Origin of the sequence: Bradyrhizobium sp. UNPA324 (assembly GCF_006658635.1) — a bacterium.
Classification (GTDB): domain Bacteria; phylum Pseudomonadota; class Alphaproteobacteria; order Rhizobiales; family Xanthobacteraceae; genus Bradyrhizobium; species Bradyrhizobium nanningense.
This window is the reverse complement of record NZ_LFJD01000004.1, coordinates 5,702,941-5,719,545: the sequence shown is the minus strand read 5'-3', so window position 1 is coordinate 5,719,545 and position 16,605 is coordinate 5,702,941. Positions and strand designations below refer to the sequence as shown.

Annotated in this window: 14 protein-coding genes; 10 read left to right on the top strand and 4 right to left on the bottom strand. The window is 66.0% G+C overall.

The window, feature by feature from the left end:
- Positions 1-18: 18 nt before the first annotated feature.
- A complete protein-coding gene (locus tag UNPA324_RS27460; RefSeq protein WP_246667223.1) occupies positions 19-1,962 on the bottom strand; it encodes a PAS domain S-box protein in 1,944 nt (647 codons plus the stop codon).
- A 342-nt stretch (positions 1,963-2,304) separates the two neighbouring features.
- On the opposite strand from UNPA324_RS27460, the gene thiD reads away from it, so the two are divergent.
- The 4 genes from thiD to UNPA324_RS27440 all read left to right on the top strand — a co-directional run bounded on the left by thiD (position 2,305) and on the right by UNPA324_RS27440 (position 6,245).
- Positions 2,305-3,105, top strand: a complete 801-nt coding sequence (gene thiD, locus UNPA324_RS27455; protein ID WP_141936910.1) for a bifunctional hydroxymethylpyrimidine kinase/phosphomethylpyrimidine kinase — start codon at positions 2,305-2,307, stop codon at positions 3,103-3,105.
- A 224-nt stretch (positions 3,106-3,329) separates the two neighbouring features.
- Complete coding sequence (locus UNPA324_RS27450; protein ID WP_128916459.1) at positions 3,330-4,142, top strand: UDP-2,3-diacylglucosamine diphosphatase; 813 nt, start codon at positions 3,330-3,332, stop codon at positions 4,140-4,142.
- A 13-nt stretch (positions 4,143-4,155) separates the two neighbouring features.
- Positions 4,156-5,199, top strand: a complete 1,044-nt coding sequence (locus tag UNPA324_RS27445; RefSeq protein WP_141936909.1) for a glycosyltransferase family 4 protein — start codon at positions 4,156-4,158, stop codon at positions 5,197-5,199.
- A gap of 62 nt (positions 5,200-5,261) precedes the next feature.
- Positions 5,262-6,245, top strand: a complete 984-nt coding sequence (locus UNPA324_RS27440) for a threonine/serine dehydratase family protein (protein ID WP_181769534.1) — start codon at positions 5,262-5,264, stop codon at positions 6,243-6,245.
- A gap of 330 nt (positions 6,246-6,575) precedes the next feature.
- On the opposite strand, the gene UNPA324_RS27435 is transcribed toward UNPA324_RS27440, so the two are convergent.
- The gene (locus UNPA324_RS27435; RefSeq protein ID WP_181769533.1) at positions 6,576-8,375 is read right to left on the bottom strand and encodes a caspase family protein; all 1,800 of its coding nucleotides are present in this window, start codon (positions 8,373-8,375) and stop codon (positions 6,576-6,578) included.
- 163 nt (positions 8,376-8,538) lie between these two features.
- Between UNPA324_RS27435 and UNPA324_RS27430 the strand changes: the two genes are divergently transcribed.
- Positions 8,539-8,982, top strand: a complete 444-nt coding sequence (locus UNPA324_RS27430) for an RbsD/FucU family protein (RefSeq protein WP_141936903.1) — start codon at positions 8,539-8,541, stop codon at positions 8,980-8,982.
- Positions 8,983-9,066: 84 nt separating this feature from the next.
- Positions 9,067-9,426, top strand: a complete 360-nt coding sequence (locus UNPA324_RS27425; RefSeq protein ID WP_164935871.1) for a hypothetical protein — start codon at positions 9,067-9,069, stop codon at positions 9,424-9,426.
- Between the two features lie 324 nt (positions 9,427-9,750).
- Here the strand turns inward: UNPA324_RS27425 and UNPA324_RS27420 are convergent, their stop codons facing one another.
- Positions 9,751-11,184, bottom strand: coding sequence for a hypothetical protein (locus UNPA324_RS27420; RefSeq protein WP_164935872.1), 1,434 nt, complete (start codon positions 11,182-11,184; stop codon positions 9,751-9,753).
- A gap of 75 nt (positions 11,185-11,259) precedes the next feature.
- Here UNPA324_RS27420 and UNPA324_RS27415 point away from each other — a divergent pair, with 75 nt between their 5' ends.
- A complete protein-coding gene (locus tag UNPA324_RS27415) occupies positions 11,260-12,456 on the top strand; it encodes an MFS transporter (RefSeq protein WP_141936901.1) in 1,197 nt (398 codons plus the stop codon).
- On the opposite strand, the gene dgcA is transcribed toward UNPA324_RS27415, so the two are convergent.
- Positions 12,426-13,421: an N-acetyl-D-Glu racemase DgcA gene (gene dgcA, locus UNPA324_RS27410; RefSeq protein ID WP_141936899.1), complete on the bottom strand. Its 996-nt coding sequence runs from the start codon at positions 13,419-13,421 to the stop codon at positions 12,426-12,428. The genes UNPA324_RS27415 and dgcA overlap by 31 nt on opposite strands.
- A 134-nt stretch (positions 13,422-13,555) precedes the next feature.
- On the opposite strand from dgcA, the gene UNPA324_RS27405 reads away from it, so the two are divergent.
- From UNPA324_RS27405 to UNPA324_RS27395, 3 genes are read left to right on the top strand one after another with little or no spacing between them, the layout of a single operon-like run.
- Positions 13,556-14,689, top strand: coding sequence for an MlaE family ABC transporter permease (locus tag UNPA324_RS27405; protein ID WP_128916468.1), 1,134 nt, complete (start codon positions 13,556-13,558; stop codon positions 14,687-14,689).
- A gap of 2 nt (positions 14,690-14,691) precedes the next feature.
- Positions 14,692-15,474, top strand: a complete 783-nt coding sequence (locus tag UNPA324_RS27400; protein ID WP_164935873.1) for an ABC transporter ATP-binding protein — start codon at positions 14,692-14,694, stop codon at positions 15,472-15,474.
- Between the two features lie 29 nt (positions 15,475-15,503).
- Entirely contained in the window at positions 15,504-16,376 is an 873-nt protein-coding gene (locus tag UNPA324_RS27395; RefSeq protein ID WP_141936897.1) for an MlaD family protein, read from the top strand.
- Positions 16,377-16,605 lie beyond the last annotated feature (229 nt).

Here is a 16,605-nt window from a genome sequence, read left to right as displayed (position 1 = left end):
ATGCCGGGTCCGGCGACTCTAGGTCGCCACGGGCGCCGCGGCGAATGCGTCTCTGAGCCGCTGGGCGAGCTCGGCCTTGCGATAGGGCTTGGTCAGCACGATCGCCTGCGGGTGGGCGCGGCCCTGCTCGACCAGGGTCTCCAGTGCGTAGCCCGAGGTGAACAGGACCGGCAGCGAGGGGCGAATCTGCCGCGCCTGATCGGCGAGCTCCCAGCCGCTCATGCCGCCGGGCATCACGATGTCGGTGAACAGCATGTCGATGCTGGGGTCGGTGCGCAGCTGCTGCAAGGCCTCCTTGCCGTTGACCGCGGCGACGACGCGATAGCCGAGGGCTTCGACCCGTCGAATGACGGAGGAGCGAACGAACGGATCGTCCTCGGCGATCAGGATCGTCTCGTATCCCCGCGGCGCTGCGTCCTCGCCGTCGGAAAGGTCGGCCTGTGATTGTCCGGTGTCCGCGCGCGGCAGGTAGATCCGGACCGTCGTCCCAAGGCCTGTGTCGCTGTAGATCGAGACGTGGCCATTGGATTGCTTGGCGAAGCCATAGACCATGCTGAGGCCGAGACCCGAGCCTTTGCCGACTTCCTTGGTGGTGAAGAACGGCTCGAAGGCGCGCTGCGCGACTTCCGGCGTCATGCCTTCGCCGTCGTCGGTGATCGAGATCAACGCGTAACTGCCGGAGGCGACTTCGGGGTGCACGGCGCGATAATCGTCGTCGAGCTTCGTCGACTCCGTGCTCAGGGTCAGGTGACCTCCGGCCGGCATGGCATCCTGGGCGTTGAGCGCAAGGTTCAGCACGGCGGATTCGAGCTGGGCCCGATCTGCGAAGGCCAGGATCGTGCCGGGCCCGGAGGCGGTCGTGATCTCGATGTCCTCGCGCAAGGTGCGCTTGAGCAGCTTGAACATGGACTCGAGCAGGCCCCGGCAGTCAATCGTCTGCGGCTGCAGCAACTGGCGGCGGCTGAATGCGAGCAGCCGCTGCGTCAGCTCGGCGCCGCGCTCGCCCGACTGCGAGATGTCGTCGGCGAAGCGCCGCAGATCGGGCCTCGCCTTGAGCTGCTCGCTCAAATGCTCGGCGTTGCCGATGATGACGGTCAACAGATTGTTGAAGTCGTGAGCGATGCCGCCGGAGAGCTGGCCGACCGTCTCCATCTTCTGCGCCTGCTGAAGCTGCCGCTCGGTCAGCTTGCGCGCCGTCAGGTCGTGGACGATGCCGACGAAGATCAATTCGCCATCCTGCCGCGCCTGGCCGACCGACACGTCCATCGGAAAGGTCGATCCGTCCTTGCGCAGGCCGGTGGCCTCGCCGGCAGTCGCGAAATGCCTCGCAGGGCTGTCGGGCACAGCGCCCGCCTCGGGCATCAGCATCCTGACGTTCCGGCCCATCACCTCGTCGGCAGAGTAGCCGAACAAGCGCTCGCAGGCCGGATTGAACAGCAGGACGCGATCCTGCGCATCGAACAGGATGACGCCGTCGACTGCGGTCTCGACGATGGCGGTGAGGCGCGTCACGCTCTCGCGCATCGCACGCTGCGCGTCGCTGACCTGCTGGAGCAGCAGCGTGGCGTCGCGGCTCTTGATTTCCTCTTCCTCGAGCGCGGCCTGGACTTGGCGCAGCTCGAACGGCGAGGGGATCGTCAGGATCTTCGGCAGCAGCGGCCAGAGCGCGCCCGCCGTGACCACCGATGCCACCGCGGTCGCCGCCTTGACGATGCCCTCGATGCCATAGACTGGGACCCAGAGCGTGTAGATCGACAGCACATGAGTCAGGCCGCAGGCCATGATGAAGATCGCGAAGGCCCAGTAGACCCAGCCGAATTTGAGGTCGCGCCGCCTGGTGACCAGAATTGCGAGGGCAAAGGGAATCGAAAAATAGGCGGCCGCGATGCAGGCGTCGGAGACGACGTGAAGCCAGATCAGCTCGGGTTCCCACAACAGGCAGATGCCGTGCGGCGAAAGCATGGACGAGTCGAGGAGACGTTCGAAGAAGGCCCACATCGTTCCACCCCAGCATTCCATTCCAGGCGGTCCCCGGGCCGGGGCGGCCCGGGACAGCGGTGTCGCCAGGCAGTTCCGCCACTGACGTCTCACGCATCGGCGAAGCAGTTCGCGACTATATCAAGGGCGCGGCGAGGTTGCATTTTCAAGCCCGTATCGTTGCGGGCGCTGGGGCCCGCCGTGTCCGCCTGATTCGGGCTGGGCGCCACGGCGCGAATCAGGCCGGCTGCCGCCGGCGGCTTGCCGGTGTTCCACGGCCGCGCTAGGACAGGCCATGGCGTCCGTATCCAGCAAACGTGCCCGGCGATGACGACCCCGGTCGCACTCACCATCGCCGGTTCCGATTCGAGCGGCGGCGCCGGCATCCAGGCCGACTTGAAGACCTTTGCCGCGCTCGGCGTCTACGGCGCGTCCGTCATCACGGCCTTGACCGCGCAGAACACGCGCGGCGTCAGCGGCATCCACGCGGTGCCGGCGCAATTCGTCACCGAGCAGATCGATGCGGTGTTCTCCGATCTCGAGATCGGCGCGGTGAAGATCGGCATGGTGCCCCAGGTCGGCAGCATCGACGCGATCGCGGCCGCGCTGTCGCGCTGGTCGCCGCGGCACGTCGTGCTCGATCCCGTGATGGTTGCGACGTCAGGGGATCGTCTGCTCGCCGCGGAAGCCGTCAATGCCCTGCGCACAAAACTGATACCGCTGGCGTCGGTGATCACGCCGAATCTGCCGGAGGCCGCGGCTCTGCTCGACGAGCCGGTCGCGGCGAGCGCGACGGAGATCGAAAGCCAGGGACGGCGCCTGCTGACCCTCGGCTGCCGTGCGGTCCTGATCAAGGGCGGCCACGGCGAGGGCGCCGAAAGTATCGACTATCTCGTCGATGCCGACAACATGCTCGCGCTCACCGCGCCGCGCGTGGCGACCCGCAACACCCATGGCACCGGCTGCTCGCTATCCTCGGCGGTCGCGGCGGGGCTGGCCAAGGGCGAGGATCTGGCAAGCGCCGTGCGCAACGCCAAGGCCTGGATCAGCGCGGCGATCGCCGCCGCCGACCGTTTCAGCATCGGACACGGCCACGGCCCGATCCATCATTTTCACAGGTTCTACTGACGGCCTTCCCTAGCGATCTCGCCGCTCAGGTGGCGCAAAGCGCCATCCGCCGTGGGCCTGCCCTCCTGGGGGGCGAGAGCCCTCCTGCGGCGCCATGTCGCCTGATTGTCGCATGCGGCTGATATTCGCAGGAAGGGCGAGGCTAGGTGTGATTCGTATCTGAGCGTGCCTCGAGGGTCCAATCGGTCATCCCCCTGTCACGGGACATTGTTACAGGCTGGCGCATGGGAAGTTACGATGTGAGTGACGAGAGCCCGGAGCGGCGCTTTCGCACGTTGTTCATCTCCGACGTTCATCTCGGAGCCCGCGGTTCTCAAGCCGATCTTCTGCTCGACTTCCTGCGCTACCATGACGCCGACACGATCTATCTCGTCGGCGACATCGTCGATGGCTGGGCGCTGAAATCGAGCTGGCTCTGGCCGCAATCGCACAACGACCTCGTGCAGAAGCTGCTGCGCAAGGCGCGCAAGGGCGCCAAGGTCATCTACATCCCCGGCAATCACGACGAGTTCCTGCGCAACTATTACGGCACCCATTTCGGCGGCATCGACGTGGTCGAGAATACCGTCCACACCGGCGTCGACGGTAAGCGCTATCTCGTCATCCACGGCGACATCTTCGATCTCGTGGTGCAGAACGCGCGCTGGCTCGCCCATCTCGGCGACAAGGCCTACGATTTCGCGATCCAGATGAATCGTTTGGTCAACTTCTTCCGCCGCCTGTTCAAGGTGCCCTATTGGTCGCTGTCGCAATGGGCCAAGCAGAAGGTCAAGAACGCGGTCAATTATATCGGCGCATTCGAGCAGGCGCTTGCTGCCGAGGCGCGGCGGCACGACGCCGACGGCGTGATCTGCGGCCACATCCACTACGCCGTGATTCGCGACGAGGGCGGCATTCGCTACATGAATTGCGGCGACTGGGTCGAGAGCTGCACCGCGCTCGTCGAGCACGACGACGGCCATTTCGAGATCATCACCTGGGCGGATCATCTGCAGAAGCCGGCAGCCGTCCCGCAGGTTGCAGCCAGAGCTGCATAACAGAGGCCGCCTGATGCGCATCCTGGTCGCGACCGACGGCTGGCACCCGCAAGTCAATGGTGTGGTTCGGACGCTGACCAAGCTCGCTGATGCTGCCGAGGGGCTCGGCGTCGAATTTGTGTTCCTGACGCCGCAATCGTTCCGCACCTTCGCGATGCCGAGCTATCGCGATGTGCGCCTCGCAATGCCAAGGCCCGCCAGAATCGCAAAGCTGATCGAGGAGGCACGTCCCGACAGCATCCACATTGCGACGGAGGGGCCGATCGGCTTGATGGTCCGCCGCTATTGCCGCCAGCGCAGGCTGCCGTTCACGACCAGTTTCCACACCCGCTTTCCCGAATATGTCCGCGCCCGCGTGCCGGTGCCGGGCTCGCTGATCTGGCGGGCGCTGCGCCGCTTCCATGCCCCCAGCCGCGCCGTGATGGCGGCCACCCCTGCGCTCGCCCGCGAACTGACCGAGCGCGGGTTCGACAATGTCGTGCTGTGGCCGCGCGGTGTCGACACCCATGTGTTCCATCCGCGCGCCATCGACCTCTGCCTGCCGGCACCGGTGTTCCTGTCGGTCGGCCGCGTCGCGGTGGAGAAGAATCTCGAAGCCTTCCTCGATCTCGATCTGCCCGGCACCAAGGTGATCGTGGGTGACGGTCCAGCGCGTGCCTCGCTGGAAGAGGCCTATCCCGATGCGATCTTCCTCGGCGAGAAGCACGGCGAGGCGCTGGCGGAGATCTATGCGGCTGCCGATGTGTTCGTATTCCCGAGCAAGACCGACACGTTCGGCCTGGTCCTGCTGGAGGCGCTGGCGAGCGGCCTGCCGGTCGCGGCCTTTCCGGTGAAGGGCCCCCGCGACGTGATCGGCGACGCCCCGGTCGGCGCCCTCGATCACGATCTGCGCAGCGCCTGCTTCGCGGCGCTCGATATCTCCCGGCAGGACTGTGTCGAATTCGCCGCCAACTACACCTGGGAAGCCTCGGCGAGGGCTTTTGTTGACAGTATCCAGGCGGTGGGGGCTGTGCTGCCGGGCCGGGACGGCACGGAACAGTCGCGCTTCGTCGCCTAAAGGACGATTTCCTCGCGCGGAGGTGTCTTGCCCGCGGCTCAATGGCCGCGATAAGGTCGGTCATGACCGAACAGCTTCTCCCGATCGGCCCGGCCGACATCGATGCCGCAGCGCGCGTGATCGCGCCCTACGCCATCCGCACCCCGCTGTTATCCTTTCCGGTGCTCAACGAGCGGGTTGGCGCGAAGGTGTTCCTGAAGCCGGAGATGCTCCAGCGCACCGGCTCCTTCAAGTTCCGCGGCGCCTTCAACAAGGTGTTCTCGATCCCGCAGGACAAGCGCGCCGGTGGCGTCGTCGCGTTCTCCTCCGGCAACCACGCCCAGGGCGTGGCGGCGGCGGCAAAAATCCTCGACATGCAGGCGACCATCGTGATGCCTGCGGATGCGCCGCTGTCCAAGCGCGAGCGCACCAAATCATACGGCGCCGAGGTCGTGCTCTATGATCGTGACAAGGACGACCGCGAGGCGATCTCGCGCGGCATCGCCGAGAAGCGCGGCGCGACGCTGGTCAGACCTTACGACGATCCCTTCGTGATCGCAGGGCAGGGCACCGCCGGCCGCGAGATCGCGGAAGACATGGCAACGCTTGGTCTAAGCCCCGACATCGTGGTGGCGCCGGCCTCCGGCGGCGGCCTGATCGCGGGCGTCGCGACCGCGGTGAAGGCACGCTATCCCCTGGCCGAGATCGTGGTGGCCGAGCCCGAGGCGTTCGACGATCACGGCATTTCGCTGAGCGCGGGCCATCGCGAGCCGCACCCGCCTGCAGGCCGCACCATCTGCGACGCGCTGATGGCCCTGATCCCGGGCGAGATGACCTTTGCGATCAACAGCAAGCTTTTGGCGCGCGGCGTCACGGCGTCTGATGCTGAAGTGGGAGCCGCCGTCGCGTTCGCCTATCGCGAGCTGAAGCTGGTGGTCGAGCCGGGCGGCGCAGTGGGCCTCGCCGCACTGCTCGCGGGCCGCCTCGACGTCGCGGGCAAGAACGTGGTCATCGTGCTCTCCGGTGGCAATGTGGACGCGGATCTGTTCGCCGAGTTGGTGGCCTAGCCGTCATTCCGGGGCACGCGAAGCGTGAGCCCGGAATCCATTTCCCCACCGTCTCTGCCGCACAATGGATCCCTGGCCTGCGCCTCACGGCGCATCCCGGAATGACAAGGCGTGAGATGAAGAAGGGGCAGAGCGTCGCCGCTCTGCCCCTTTCTTTGTGTCCGTTGGCTTCGAACTATCCGCTTGCTCGGTGCAACCTCTCTCGCTTGCGGGAGAGGTCGACACGCAGTGCCGGGTGAGGGCTTTTTCCCCTTGGGGATTGTCCCGTTGTGGAGAGACCCTCTCCGCAACCCTCTCCCGCAAGCGGGAGAGGGGGCGCACTTCGCGCGATCAGTGCATGAAGCTTCGGCGAGTGTCGCCGCCACCCGTGCTCGGCGCCTGGTTCATCGACTGGCGGAAGTTGTTGTTGCTGTTGAACGTGCGGCTCGGCGTCGTGTTGAGCTGCGGACGGGTGTTCTGCACCTGCACCTTGTTCACCGGGTTGTCGTTGAGCTTGACGATGCCGGTGTTGCCGTTGTTGACGCGGATCGGATTGTTCTGCGTCTGAACGGGCTTCACGCCGACAGTCGCGCCGCCCTTGCCGACATTCACCGGCATGCTCACGATCTTGCCCGGCTTGCCGTTGGCGTTGCTGCCGTTCGGTGCGGTGTTGGTCGCAGGCAAGGTGACGATCTTGCCGGTGCCGCCATTGTTGGTCGTGTTGGTCGGCGCGGGCAGGATGATGATCTTGCCCGGGATCTGCGACGGCGTGCCGTTCTGCTGGTTCGGCTGGTTGTTGTTGCCCGAGGGCAGGTTGACGATCTGGCCGCCATTGCCGAGCTTGCCGATGACATTGCCGTCGACCGGCTTCTGCACGACCGGCAGGTTGCCGGTGATCTGGCCGCCGCCATTGCCCTGCTGCATCAGCGGCATGTATTTGGGCTGACCGAGATTGCCGATCTTGAAGGTCGGAGCAATGTTTTGCGGAGCCAGGAACTTGGTCGCCTGCATCAGGGGAATCTGCTTCGGCTGCGCCTGGAGCTTCAGCGCCATTTGCGCATAGGGGCTGTTGCCGTAGCTGTCATAGAAGGTCTTGTAGCCGAGCGGCGAGTTCACGAGCACGGCGTTGTGCCAGGCCTGCGAGAGCAGGAGGTTCGACAGCAGCCAGCGGATGTGGTCGCACAGCGGGTCCTGCGGATACATCTGGATGAACTCCTGATAGTACTCCGGCCGGCCCTCGGACACGACGTAGTCATAGGCCTGGCGCGTCGAACGGTTCGGCAGATTGGAGGCCGTCTGCACGACGGGTGCCCTGACCGGCGCGCGGTTGGCGGCGACCACGGTGTCACCGAAGAAGGTGAAGTCACTCGTCAGCGACGAGCTCTCCCACGGGATCTGCGCGCCGCTGGTGGTCTGGTTCACCTGCAGGCGGACGCGCTTGAACAGCTGCTCGATCGGCACGTTCGGCTCGCGCGCGACGTTCAGGAAGGCTTGCGTGTAGGGGCTGTGGCCGCCCGTGCCGTCGAGCGCCTCGGCGCCCGGCGCAGTCGAGTAGCCGACGATCGAGCCGTTCGGCGCATCGACGATGGCAAGGCCGCGGCCGGCGTCGTTGACTTGCGGGAACGGGTTGTTGCGGCAGGCATCGAGGATGACGATGCGCATGCGGCTCGGGATGGTCTCCAGCGTCGACATCACGTCGACGAGCCGCACCGAATTGTTGACGAGCTCGGTCGGATTGGAGACCTTCGCATCGACCGGAACGAGATAGTTCTCACCGGCGAGCTGCACGCCGTGACCGGCGTAATAGACCATCGCCACCGTGTTCGGACCGCGCGAAGCGACCTTGGCGGAAAAGTCCTGCACCACGCGCAGCATGTCGTTCTGGGTCAGGTCGGTCGCTGCGACCACGTCGAAGCCGGCGGAGTTCAGGAACTGCGCCATCGACTGCGCATCATCGTCGGGGTTCGCAAGCTGCGGCGCATTCTGGTACTTCGCATTGCCGATCACCAGCGCAACCCGCTGCTCCGGGCCTTGCAGTGCGGTGGGGGGAGGCTGGACCGGGGCAACTTGCGCGGAAACGGGGCCGCAGGCGAAGCCGAACAGGCTTCCCACAAGGCCGGCCGTCATCAGCAAAGGCTTCAGGCGGAACATGGCGTGCTCCTTTGGCACTGATCTCGATGCGAGTTTGGTTGCGGCGAAGGCTGGCCGCGTTCGAGTTTGAAGTCCGTGATCGCTGTCACCATGATCCCTCCGTGATCTGAATCACGCTTGGAACGTGCTATGGTTAGCGATCGATGAGAGGAACCGCCGTCACATGCTGAAATCGATCGATCCGATCCTGACGCCCGATCTGCTCTGGCTGCTGGCTTCCATGGGCCACGGCGACGATCTCGTGGTCGTCGACGCCAACCACCCGGCCACGCACATCGCCCGCTCTACATCGTCGCAGCGCCTGATCCAGCTGCCGGGCATGACGATGGAGACGGCCGTCCGCGCCATCATGTCGGTCTACCCGCTCGACGATTTCGATCCCGATCCGGTGCGCGTGATGACACCGGTCGACGATCCCGATCGCGTGCCCGACGTGCAGCGCGCGGTGCTGGCCGAGATCGAACGCGCCGGCGGCGGTCCCGTCAGTCCCGGCAAGCTCTCGCGGGCGGATTTCTATCGCGCGGCAGCGGCGGGCTTTGGCGTGGTGCAGGTCGGCGACAGCAGGGGGTACGGCTGCTTCCTGATCAGGAAGGGCGTGATCGGTTAGGCGGAATCATTCTGCGCGAGGTTGCGCAGAACCTGCACCCGAATTTGAATGGCCTCCGCGCAACCGACCGACTATTGTCGATTCATGTCGCGCATTGTGTGTCTAATTGTTGCCATCGTCCTGTCGCTGCTGCCGGTTGTCGCGTCCGCTGCGTCAACTCAAAAGCGCCCCAAGCAGGCCTGGCAAGGCTACGGCTTCCTGCCGGGCTATCGCCAGCCGCTGAGCAACAGCATTCCGCTCTACAAGCAGAAGGATGCGATGCGCCGAGTGTCGCGCGCCGACCGGCGCCACTGGTACATCGATCCGGTTCCGCAATATTACCGCTGGGACGGCGAGTGGCACTATTTCGGCCGCCCGGGCTTCAACGGCGGCCGCTACAATGGCGGCAGTTTTGGCCCGTGCTGGACGCGCACGCCGATCGGGGCGGTGTGGAATTGCGGGTGATGAGGCGCTGACAGCGCGTACGCGTCATTGCGAGCGCAGCGTGTTCCCGTCATTGCGAGCGCAGCGAAGCAATCCAGAATCCCTCCGCGGAAAGAACTCTGGATTGCTTCGCTGCGCTTGCAATGACGATGCGGGAAGAGCGCGCGCATCAATACTCGCCTCGTGCCCCGGACGCAGCGCAGCGCTAACCCGGCGATGCGAAGCATCGTCCGGTCAGCGGTGCGCTGCAGAGCCGGGGCCCATGTTGCAGTAGAACTCGTGGCTCCTAGGTCCCGGATCTGCGCTTCGCTTGTCCGGGACACGAAAGTGAGTACGCAGCTCCCCTTACGAGAAGAACGCGATCTTCTCGGCCTGGGTCATGCGGCGGATCGGCGCGAGGGGATCGTTGGCGGGCGCGCGGGGCTTTTGCAGAATGCCGCTGGCGAGGATGGTGGCCCCGAGCGAGGGCTCGGACGAGGACGCGGACAGAGGCGAGGGCGCGGTCAGCGTCGTGGCTGGCGCCGCGGCGAAGGTGGCACTGGCCGCCATCGCCGGGGCCTGCTGCTCCATCACTTCGGCGGCGGCCTCCGCGATGGCGTCGGTGAGGCGCGCGAGCGAGTCCATCGCGATCGGCGCGTCCGCCGGGTGCTCTTCCGCAACCGGGGCGGCGACTGGCTCTGTTGCGATCGGCTCGGCAAGCTCGGCGGCGAAAGGCGCTGCGGGCTCCGCGGGCATCGGCTCCGGAACAGCCGCTTCCATCTCGACCGGCGCGATGATCTCGTCGAACTCCGGATCGGGCGCAGCCATCTCGAGCGCGATGGCTTCGAGCACGGCGTCGTCCTCGGCTTGCGCGGCCGCATCGAGTGCGAACGCGTCGGCGACTTCCGCGAAGGCGGTAGGTTCAGTCCCCGGCTCTTCAAACGAGGCGTCTTCAGCCGCCGGATCTGCAGGCGCGACATTTTCCAGCGCGACCTGACCGAGCGCGGCGTTTTCGACGGCGGTCTGATTTTCAGTCGAAATCTCCGGCGCGACGGCCGTGTCCAGTGCCTGCTCGGCAGCGGCGAACGCTTCGGCGACGCTGGCCGCTGCCACTTCGGGCTGGGCACTTGCTGCGACGTCCTGTAGCGGCTCCGTAAAAGCCACGGGTGCCTCGCTGGCCATCGCCGCCGGCGCGGTCTCGACAGGCGCTTCGGCGGCGGATGACGGGGCTTCCTGCACCGGAGCTGCCACCTGCTGCTTTGCGCCGCCCTCGGTCTGGTCGACCCGATCCTTCAGCAGGTCGAAGGCGATCTTGAGCTCGACACGGGGATCGATGGTGGAGGCCTGTCCGCAGGCGGCCTCGATCGAGGCGAGCTGCGAATCAATGAGGTCGCAGATTCGCCCGTCGGCGCCGATCTCGCGCCAGCGCCAGGAGATCTCCTTGATGATGCGTACCCCGCGCGGGATCGGCGCGAGGCTCGCCTCGATCGCCGCGGGGTCGAACGCCGCAAGCGCAATCGTCTCGGCCTCGCGGATCGCGCGGCGGATCTCGACAAGCGCCTCGGGCAGGCGGTCCTCGACGACCGGTTGTCGCTGCGCCGCAAGGGTTTCTTCGATCTTCGCGACCGCGTCGAGCACCATGCGGGTGTCGGCATTGCGGTTGCGCTTGGCGTACTCGCCGAGGAACCAGCGGCCGCGCGCCGTCTCCATGAAGGCTTCGCGGATCGCGTCGTAATCCTGCTCGTTCGGCTCCGCCGCGCGGGCAGACATGGGCGAGAGGGCGAATGCTTCGTTGGCCATGGCGATCTCGTCGCGCAAATCACTGCGCGTTATTGTAACGATCACCACGATATCGACCGAATCGCAATTGGTTTGATGCCCTCCGAATCACAAATCCCCATCGCGGCATCCAGGAAGCGGCGATTCGCCGTCAGCCTCGCCCTGTTCTATTCGGCCGTCTTCGCGGTTTCGGGCACGCATCTGCCGTTCTTCCCGGTGTGGCTGAAGGGAAACGGCATCGACGCGGCCTGGATCGGGCTCATCAACGCGCTGCCGGCGATCACGCGCTTCACCACGCTGCCGCAAGTGACCGCCTTTGCCGAAAAGCGACACGCCATCCGCGCCGCCATCATGGTGTCGGTGCTGGCGACAGCGATCGGCTTTACGGCGGTCGGCCTGCAGCAGCAGCCGCTGGCGCTGTTCCTGATTTACGCGCTGACCTGCATGATGTGGACGCCGACGATGCCGCTGACCGATGCCTATGCGCTGCGCGGCGTCGCCCGTTACGGGCTCGACTACGGACCGTTGCGACTGTGGGGCTCGGCGGCCTTCGCCGCCGGCTCGCTCGCCTGCGGCTATCTCGTCGACGTCATCGCCGCGCGCGACCTGATCTGGATCATCGTCGCATGGGCCGTCGTTGCGGTCGCAGCCAGCCTGCTGCTTCAGCCGCTCGACGACATCAGGCGCAAAACGACGGAGAGGCATGCCGGCAAGGCGCTGCTGCGCGATGCCGGCTTCTGGGCGGTCATCGTCTCGGCGGCGCTGATCCAAGGCAGCCACGTCGCCTATTACACCTTCTCGGCCATCAACTGGCAGCTCCATGGAATCAGTGGGCTGACGATCGCGGGGCTGTGGACGCTGGGCGTGATCGCGGAGATCGTTGTGTTCGCGCTGTCGCCGCGCTTCTCGTTGCATCCGTCCACCATGATCGCGATCGGAGGCTTGAGCGCCGTGGTGCGCTGGATCGTCACCGCCAATGAGCCGCCGCTCGCACTGCTCGCGATCGTGCAGCTCGGCCACGGCCTCACCTTCGGCATGACCATCGTCGGCACGATGAACCTGCTGGTGCAGCGCGTGCCGCCGCATCAGATCGCGCGAGGGCAGGGCTATTATGCCGCGTGCAACGGCCTCTTGGGCGCCACGACATCGATCGCGTCAGGCGCGATCTACGCCCGCATCGGCGACGGCCTGTATTACGTCATGGCGGCGATGGCCGCTGGCGGCGCGCTGGCGATCTGGTCGGCGCGGCACCGGCTCATGGCTCAGCCCCAGAGCGAGACGTCCGGCGGATAGACCAGGCTGTCATCGTAACGCAGCCCATGGTCGCGGTCGCGCGCCAGCAACAGCGGGCCGTCGAGATCGACGAAGCGCGCCTGCGGCGTCACCAGCATGGCCGGCGCCATCGACAGCGAGCTCGCGACCATGCAGCCGATCATGATCTCGAAGCCGAGCGCCTGCGCCGCATCGGCCATTGCCAGCGCCTCGGTGAGGCCGCCGGTCTTGTCGAGCTTGATGTTCACGGCGTCGTAGCGGTCGCCTAGGGAGGCAAGGGAGCTGCGCGTATGCACGCTCTCGTCGGCGCAGACGGCGAGCGGCCGTTTGATCCGCGCCAGCGCCTCGTCCTTGCCGGCCGGCAGCGGCTGCTCCACCAGGGTGACGCCGACGGCGGCGCAGGCGGCGAGGTTGGCTTCCAGATTGGCCTCGGTCCAGGCCTCGTTGGCGTCGACGATCAGCTCGGATTCGGGCGCGGCCTTGCGCACCGCCGCGATCCGCATCCCATCGCCGTCGCCGCCGAGCTTGATCTTGAGCAGCGGCCGGTGGGCCGCTTTGGCGGTCGCGGCGGCCATGTCCTCGGGGGGCCCTAACGAGATCGTGTAGGCGGTGGTCCGCTCGCCCGGCACCGGGCGCTGGAGCAGGTTCCAGGCCCGCTGGCCGGCCGCCTTGGCCTCCAGGTCGATCAGGGCACAATCCAGGGCGTTGCGGGCCGCACCGGGCGCCATGGCGGCCTGCAAGGCCTGCCGCGAGATACCGTCGGCGACGGCCTGCCGCATGGCCTGGATGGCCGCGAGCGTCGCCTCCGGCGTCTCGCCATAGCGGGGATAGGGCACGCACTCGCCGCGGCCGGTCAGCCCGTCCCGGCTTACCTCCGCGATAACCGTCACGGCCTCGGTTTTGGCCCCGCGGCTGATGGTAAAGCTGCCCGCGATCGGGAAGCGCTCGATTCGCGCCGCCAGGGCAGCAAATTTCATGGAAGTCATTTTGAACTCTGGCGAAATCTGAACCTGCTAGTTACCTCTAGCAACTAACATTAACCACTTGGGGATACCTTCTCTGGGTAAGGGCGAGTGCGCAACTCTCTGATTTTCTCCGCCCCGGCACGGGAGCGGACATCTTGAACAGCGATCCGAAGCTGGAACGGATTGCCAAGGGCAACGCGCTGGCACTTTGCGCCACTGGGACCTGGACCGCGAGCTTTGCGCCGGTCCTGGAGCGGATGGTGGCCGACGCCGAGAAGCTCGCCGGCACCCCGCAAAGCATCTTCATCGACGTCTCCGAAATCGCCAAGCTCGACACGTTCGGCGCCTGGCTGATCGAGCGGCTGCGCCGCAGTCTGACCAAAGGGCCGGTCGAGGCGCAGATCGCGGGGCTGTCGGCCAATTATTCCAGCCTCGTGGACGAGGTGCGGCGGGTCAGGGCGACGGCGGTGGTCGACAGCAGCCCGATCACCATCACCGGCATGCTAGAGCAGATCGGCCGGAGCGTGGCCGGCGTGGCCGGCACGGTCGCGGGCCTCATCGACATGCTCGGCGCCGTGCTCGCGGCCGGATTTCGCATCCTGATCCATCCGCGCTCGTTCCGCCTGACCTCGACCGTGCATCACATGGAGCAGGTGTGTTGGCGCGCGGTGCCGATCATCGTGTTGATCACCTTCCTGATCGGCTGCATCATCGCTCAGCAAGGCATCTTCCATTTCCGGAGATTCGGCGCCGACATCTTCGTGGTCGACATGCTCGGCGTGCTGGTGCTGCGCGAGATCGGCGTGCTCCTGGTCGCGATCATGGTCGCAGGACGCTCCGGCAGCGCCTACACCGCCGAGCTCGGCTCGATGAAGATGCGCGAGGAGATCGACGCACTGCGCACCATGGGCTTCGATCCGATCGAGGTTTTGGTGCTGCCGCGTATGATGGCCCTCGTGCTGGCGCTGCCGATCCTGGCTTTCCTCGGCGCGATGGCCGCGCTCTATGGCGGCGGGCTCGTGGCCTGGCTCTATGGCGGGGTCGAGCCCGAGGCCTTCCTGCTGCGCCTGCGCGATGCCATCTCGATCGATCATTTCATTGTCGGCATCGTCAAGGCGCCCGTAATGGCCGCCGTGATCGGCATCGTCGCCTGCGTCGAAGGCCTCGCGGTGCAGGGCAGCGCGGAATCGCTGGGACAGCACACCACGGCCTCGGTGGTGAAGGGCATCTTCTTCGTCATCGTCATGGACGGCATCTTCGCCATCTTCTTCGCCTCGATCGGGATGTGACGATGGCAAGAGAAGCTCAAAGCGAAACTCAAAATCCCATCATCCGCGTCCGCGACATCACCGTGCAGTTCGGCTCGACACGCGTGCTCGACGGCCTCAACCTCGACGTCAAGCGCGGCGAGATCCTTGGCTTCGTCGGTCCGTCCGGCGCGGGCAAGTCGGTGCTGACGCGCACCATCATCGGCCTGGTGCCGAAGGTCGCAGGCTCCATCGAGGTGTTCGGCGTCGACCTGGATTCCTCCAACACCTCGCAGCGCCGCAACGTCGAGCGGCGCTGGGGCGTCTTGTTCCAGCAGGGCGCGCTGTTCTCCTCGCTGACCGTACGGCAGAACATCCAGTTTCCGATGCGCGAATATTTGCGGGTCTCGCAGCGGCTGATGGACGAGATCACCATGGCCAAGCTCACCATGGTCGGCCTCAAGCCCGAGGTTGCCGAGCGCTTCCCGTCCGAACTCTCCGGCGGCATGATCAAGCGCGTGGCGCTGGCGCGCGCGCTGGCGCTCGATCCGGACCTCGTCTTCCTGGACGAGCCGACCTCGGGCCTCGATCCGATCGGCGCCGGCGACTTCGACGAGCTGGTCAGGACGCTCCAGCGCACTTTGGGGCTGACGGTTTTCATGGTAACCCACGATCTCGACAGCCTTTACACCGCATGCGACCGCATCGCCGTTTTAGGGAACGGTAAGATCATTGCGGCAGGGTCGATCGCCGACATGCAGGCCTCGCAGCATCCCTGGTTGAGGCAGTATTTCCATGGCAAGCGCGCCCGCGCGGTCATGGCTTGAGTAGCTGGGATGAGTAGCCGGAGCACCTGATGGAAACGCGGGCGAACTACGTGTTGATCGGATCGTTCACGCTGGCGGTGATTGCCGCGGCGATCGGCTTCGTGCTGTGGTTTCAGTCGCTGCACACCACCAAGCAGCGCAGCCCCTTGCGCGTCGTGTTCGAGGGCCCGGCGGCGGGCCTGCGCAACGGCGGCAGCGTCAACTTCAACGGTATCCGGGTGGGTGAGGTGGTCTCGGTGAAGCTGGACAACCCGCGGCGGGTTGTCGCACTGGCCATGATCGAGAACAACGCCCCGATCCGCAAGGACACCCTGGTCGGCCTCGAATTCCAGGGCCTCACCGGGGTTGCCGCCATCTCGCTCAAGGGCGGCGACGAAGCGGCGGCCTCGCCGCCACTCGACCAGGACGGCATCCCGACGCTCACCGCCGATCCCAACAAGCTGCAGGACGTCACCGAGGCGATCCGCGGCACGCTGCAGAACATCAACAAGATCGTCGCCGACAATCAGGAGTCCGTGAAGAACTCGCTGAAGAATCTCGAGACCTTCACCAATTCGCTCGCGCGCAATTCCGAGAAGATCGACGGCGTGATGGCCAAGGTCGACGGCGTCATGCTCAAGGCCGACAACCTCATGCTCGGCCTCAACACGCTCGCCGGCGGCAAGGACGGCGGCGAGCTGTTCCAGGCGGTGAAGTCGATCCGCGAGCTCGCCGACGATTTCGACAAGCGCTCCGGCGCGCTGATGGCCGACGGCCGCCGTACCCTCGGCGACATCAGCCGCGCCGTGAACAATTTCGACCGCAACCCGACCCGCGTGCTGTTCGGCGCCAGTAACAGCAGCGCACCGCCTCCGCCGCCCGAGCCGCCGAAGCCGACGTCCGCCGCGAGCGGCCGGCGGTAGGAGTAAGAGGCGAGTAAGTTCGCGCCGCTGTCACCTCGTCATTGCGAGCGCAGCGAAGCAATCCAGACTGTCTCCCAGGAAGCAGTCTGGATTGCTTCGTCGCAAGGGCTCCTCGCAATGACGAGAGTGTAGCCGCCGCAACGTAATCACTCTTGTGTCCCGGACGCGCTGCAACGCTCTTGCGTTGCTGCGCAGAGCCGGGACCCAGAAGGCCACACCGTACGCCGCC

Bases quoted from the DNA above. Each gene is read 5' to 3' on its own strand.
- UNPA324_RS27460 (WP_246667223.1), bottom strand. From the start codon at position 1,962: ATGCTTTCGCCGCACGGCATCTGCCTGTTGTGGGAACCCGAGCTGATC.
- thiD (WP_141936910.1), top strand. From the start codon at position 2,305: ATGACGACCCCGGTCGCACTCACCATCGCCGGTTCCGATTCGAGCGGC.
- UNPA324_RS27450 (WP_128916459.1), top strand. From the start codon at position 3,330: ATGGGAAGTTACGATGTGAGTGACGAGAGCCCGGAGCGGCGCTTTCGC.
- UNPA324_RS27445 (WP_141936909.1), top strand. From the start codon at position 4,156: ATGCGCATCCTGGTCGCGACCGACGGCTGGCACCCGCAAGTCAATGGT.
- UNPA324_RS27440 (WP_181769534.1), top strand. From the start codon at position 5,262: ATGACCGAACAGCTTCTCCCGATCGGCCCGGCCGACATCGATGCCGCA.
- UNPA324_RS27435 (WP_181769533.1), bottom strand. From the start codon at position 8,375: ATGTTCCGCCTGAAGCCTTTGCTGATGACGGCCGGCCTTGTGGGAAGC.
- UNPA324_RS27430 (WP_141936903.1), top strand. From the start codon at position 8,539: ATGCTGAAATCGATCGATCCGATCCTGACGCCCGATCTGCTCTGGCTG.
- UNPA324_RS27425 (WP_164935871.1), top strand. From the start codon at position 9,067: ATGTCGCGCATTGTGTGTCTAATTGTTGCCATCGTCCTGTCGCTGCTG.
- UNPA324_RS27420 (WP_164935872.1), bottom strand. From the start codon at position 11,184: ATGGCCAACGAAGCATTCGCCCTCTCGCCCATGTCTGCCCGCGCGGCG.
- UNPA324_RS27415 (WP_141936901.1), top strand. From the start codon at position 11,260: ATGCCCTCCGAATCACAAATCCCCATCGCGGCATCCAGGAAGCGGCGA.
- dgcA (WP_141936899.1), bottom strand. From the start codon at position 13,421: ATGACTTCCATGAAATTTGCTGCCCTGGCGGCGCGAATCGAGCGCTTC.
- UNPA324_RS27400 (WP_164935873.1), top strand. From the start codon at position 14,692: ATGGCAAGAGAAGCTCAAAGCGAAACTCAAAATCCCATCATCCGCGTC.
- UNPA324_RS27395 (WP_141936897.1), top strand. From the start codon at position 15,504: ATGGAAACGCGGGCGAACTACGTGTTGATCGGATCGTTCACGCTGGCG.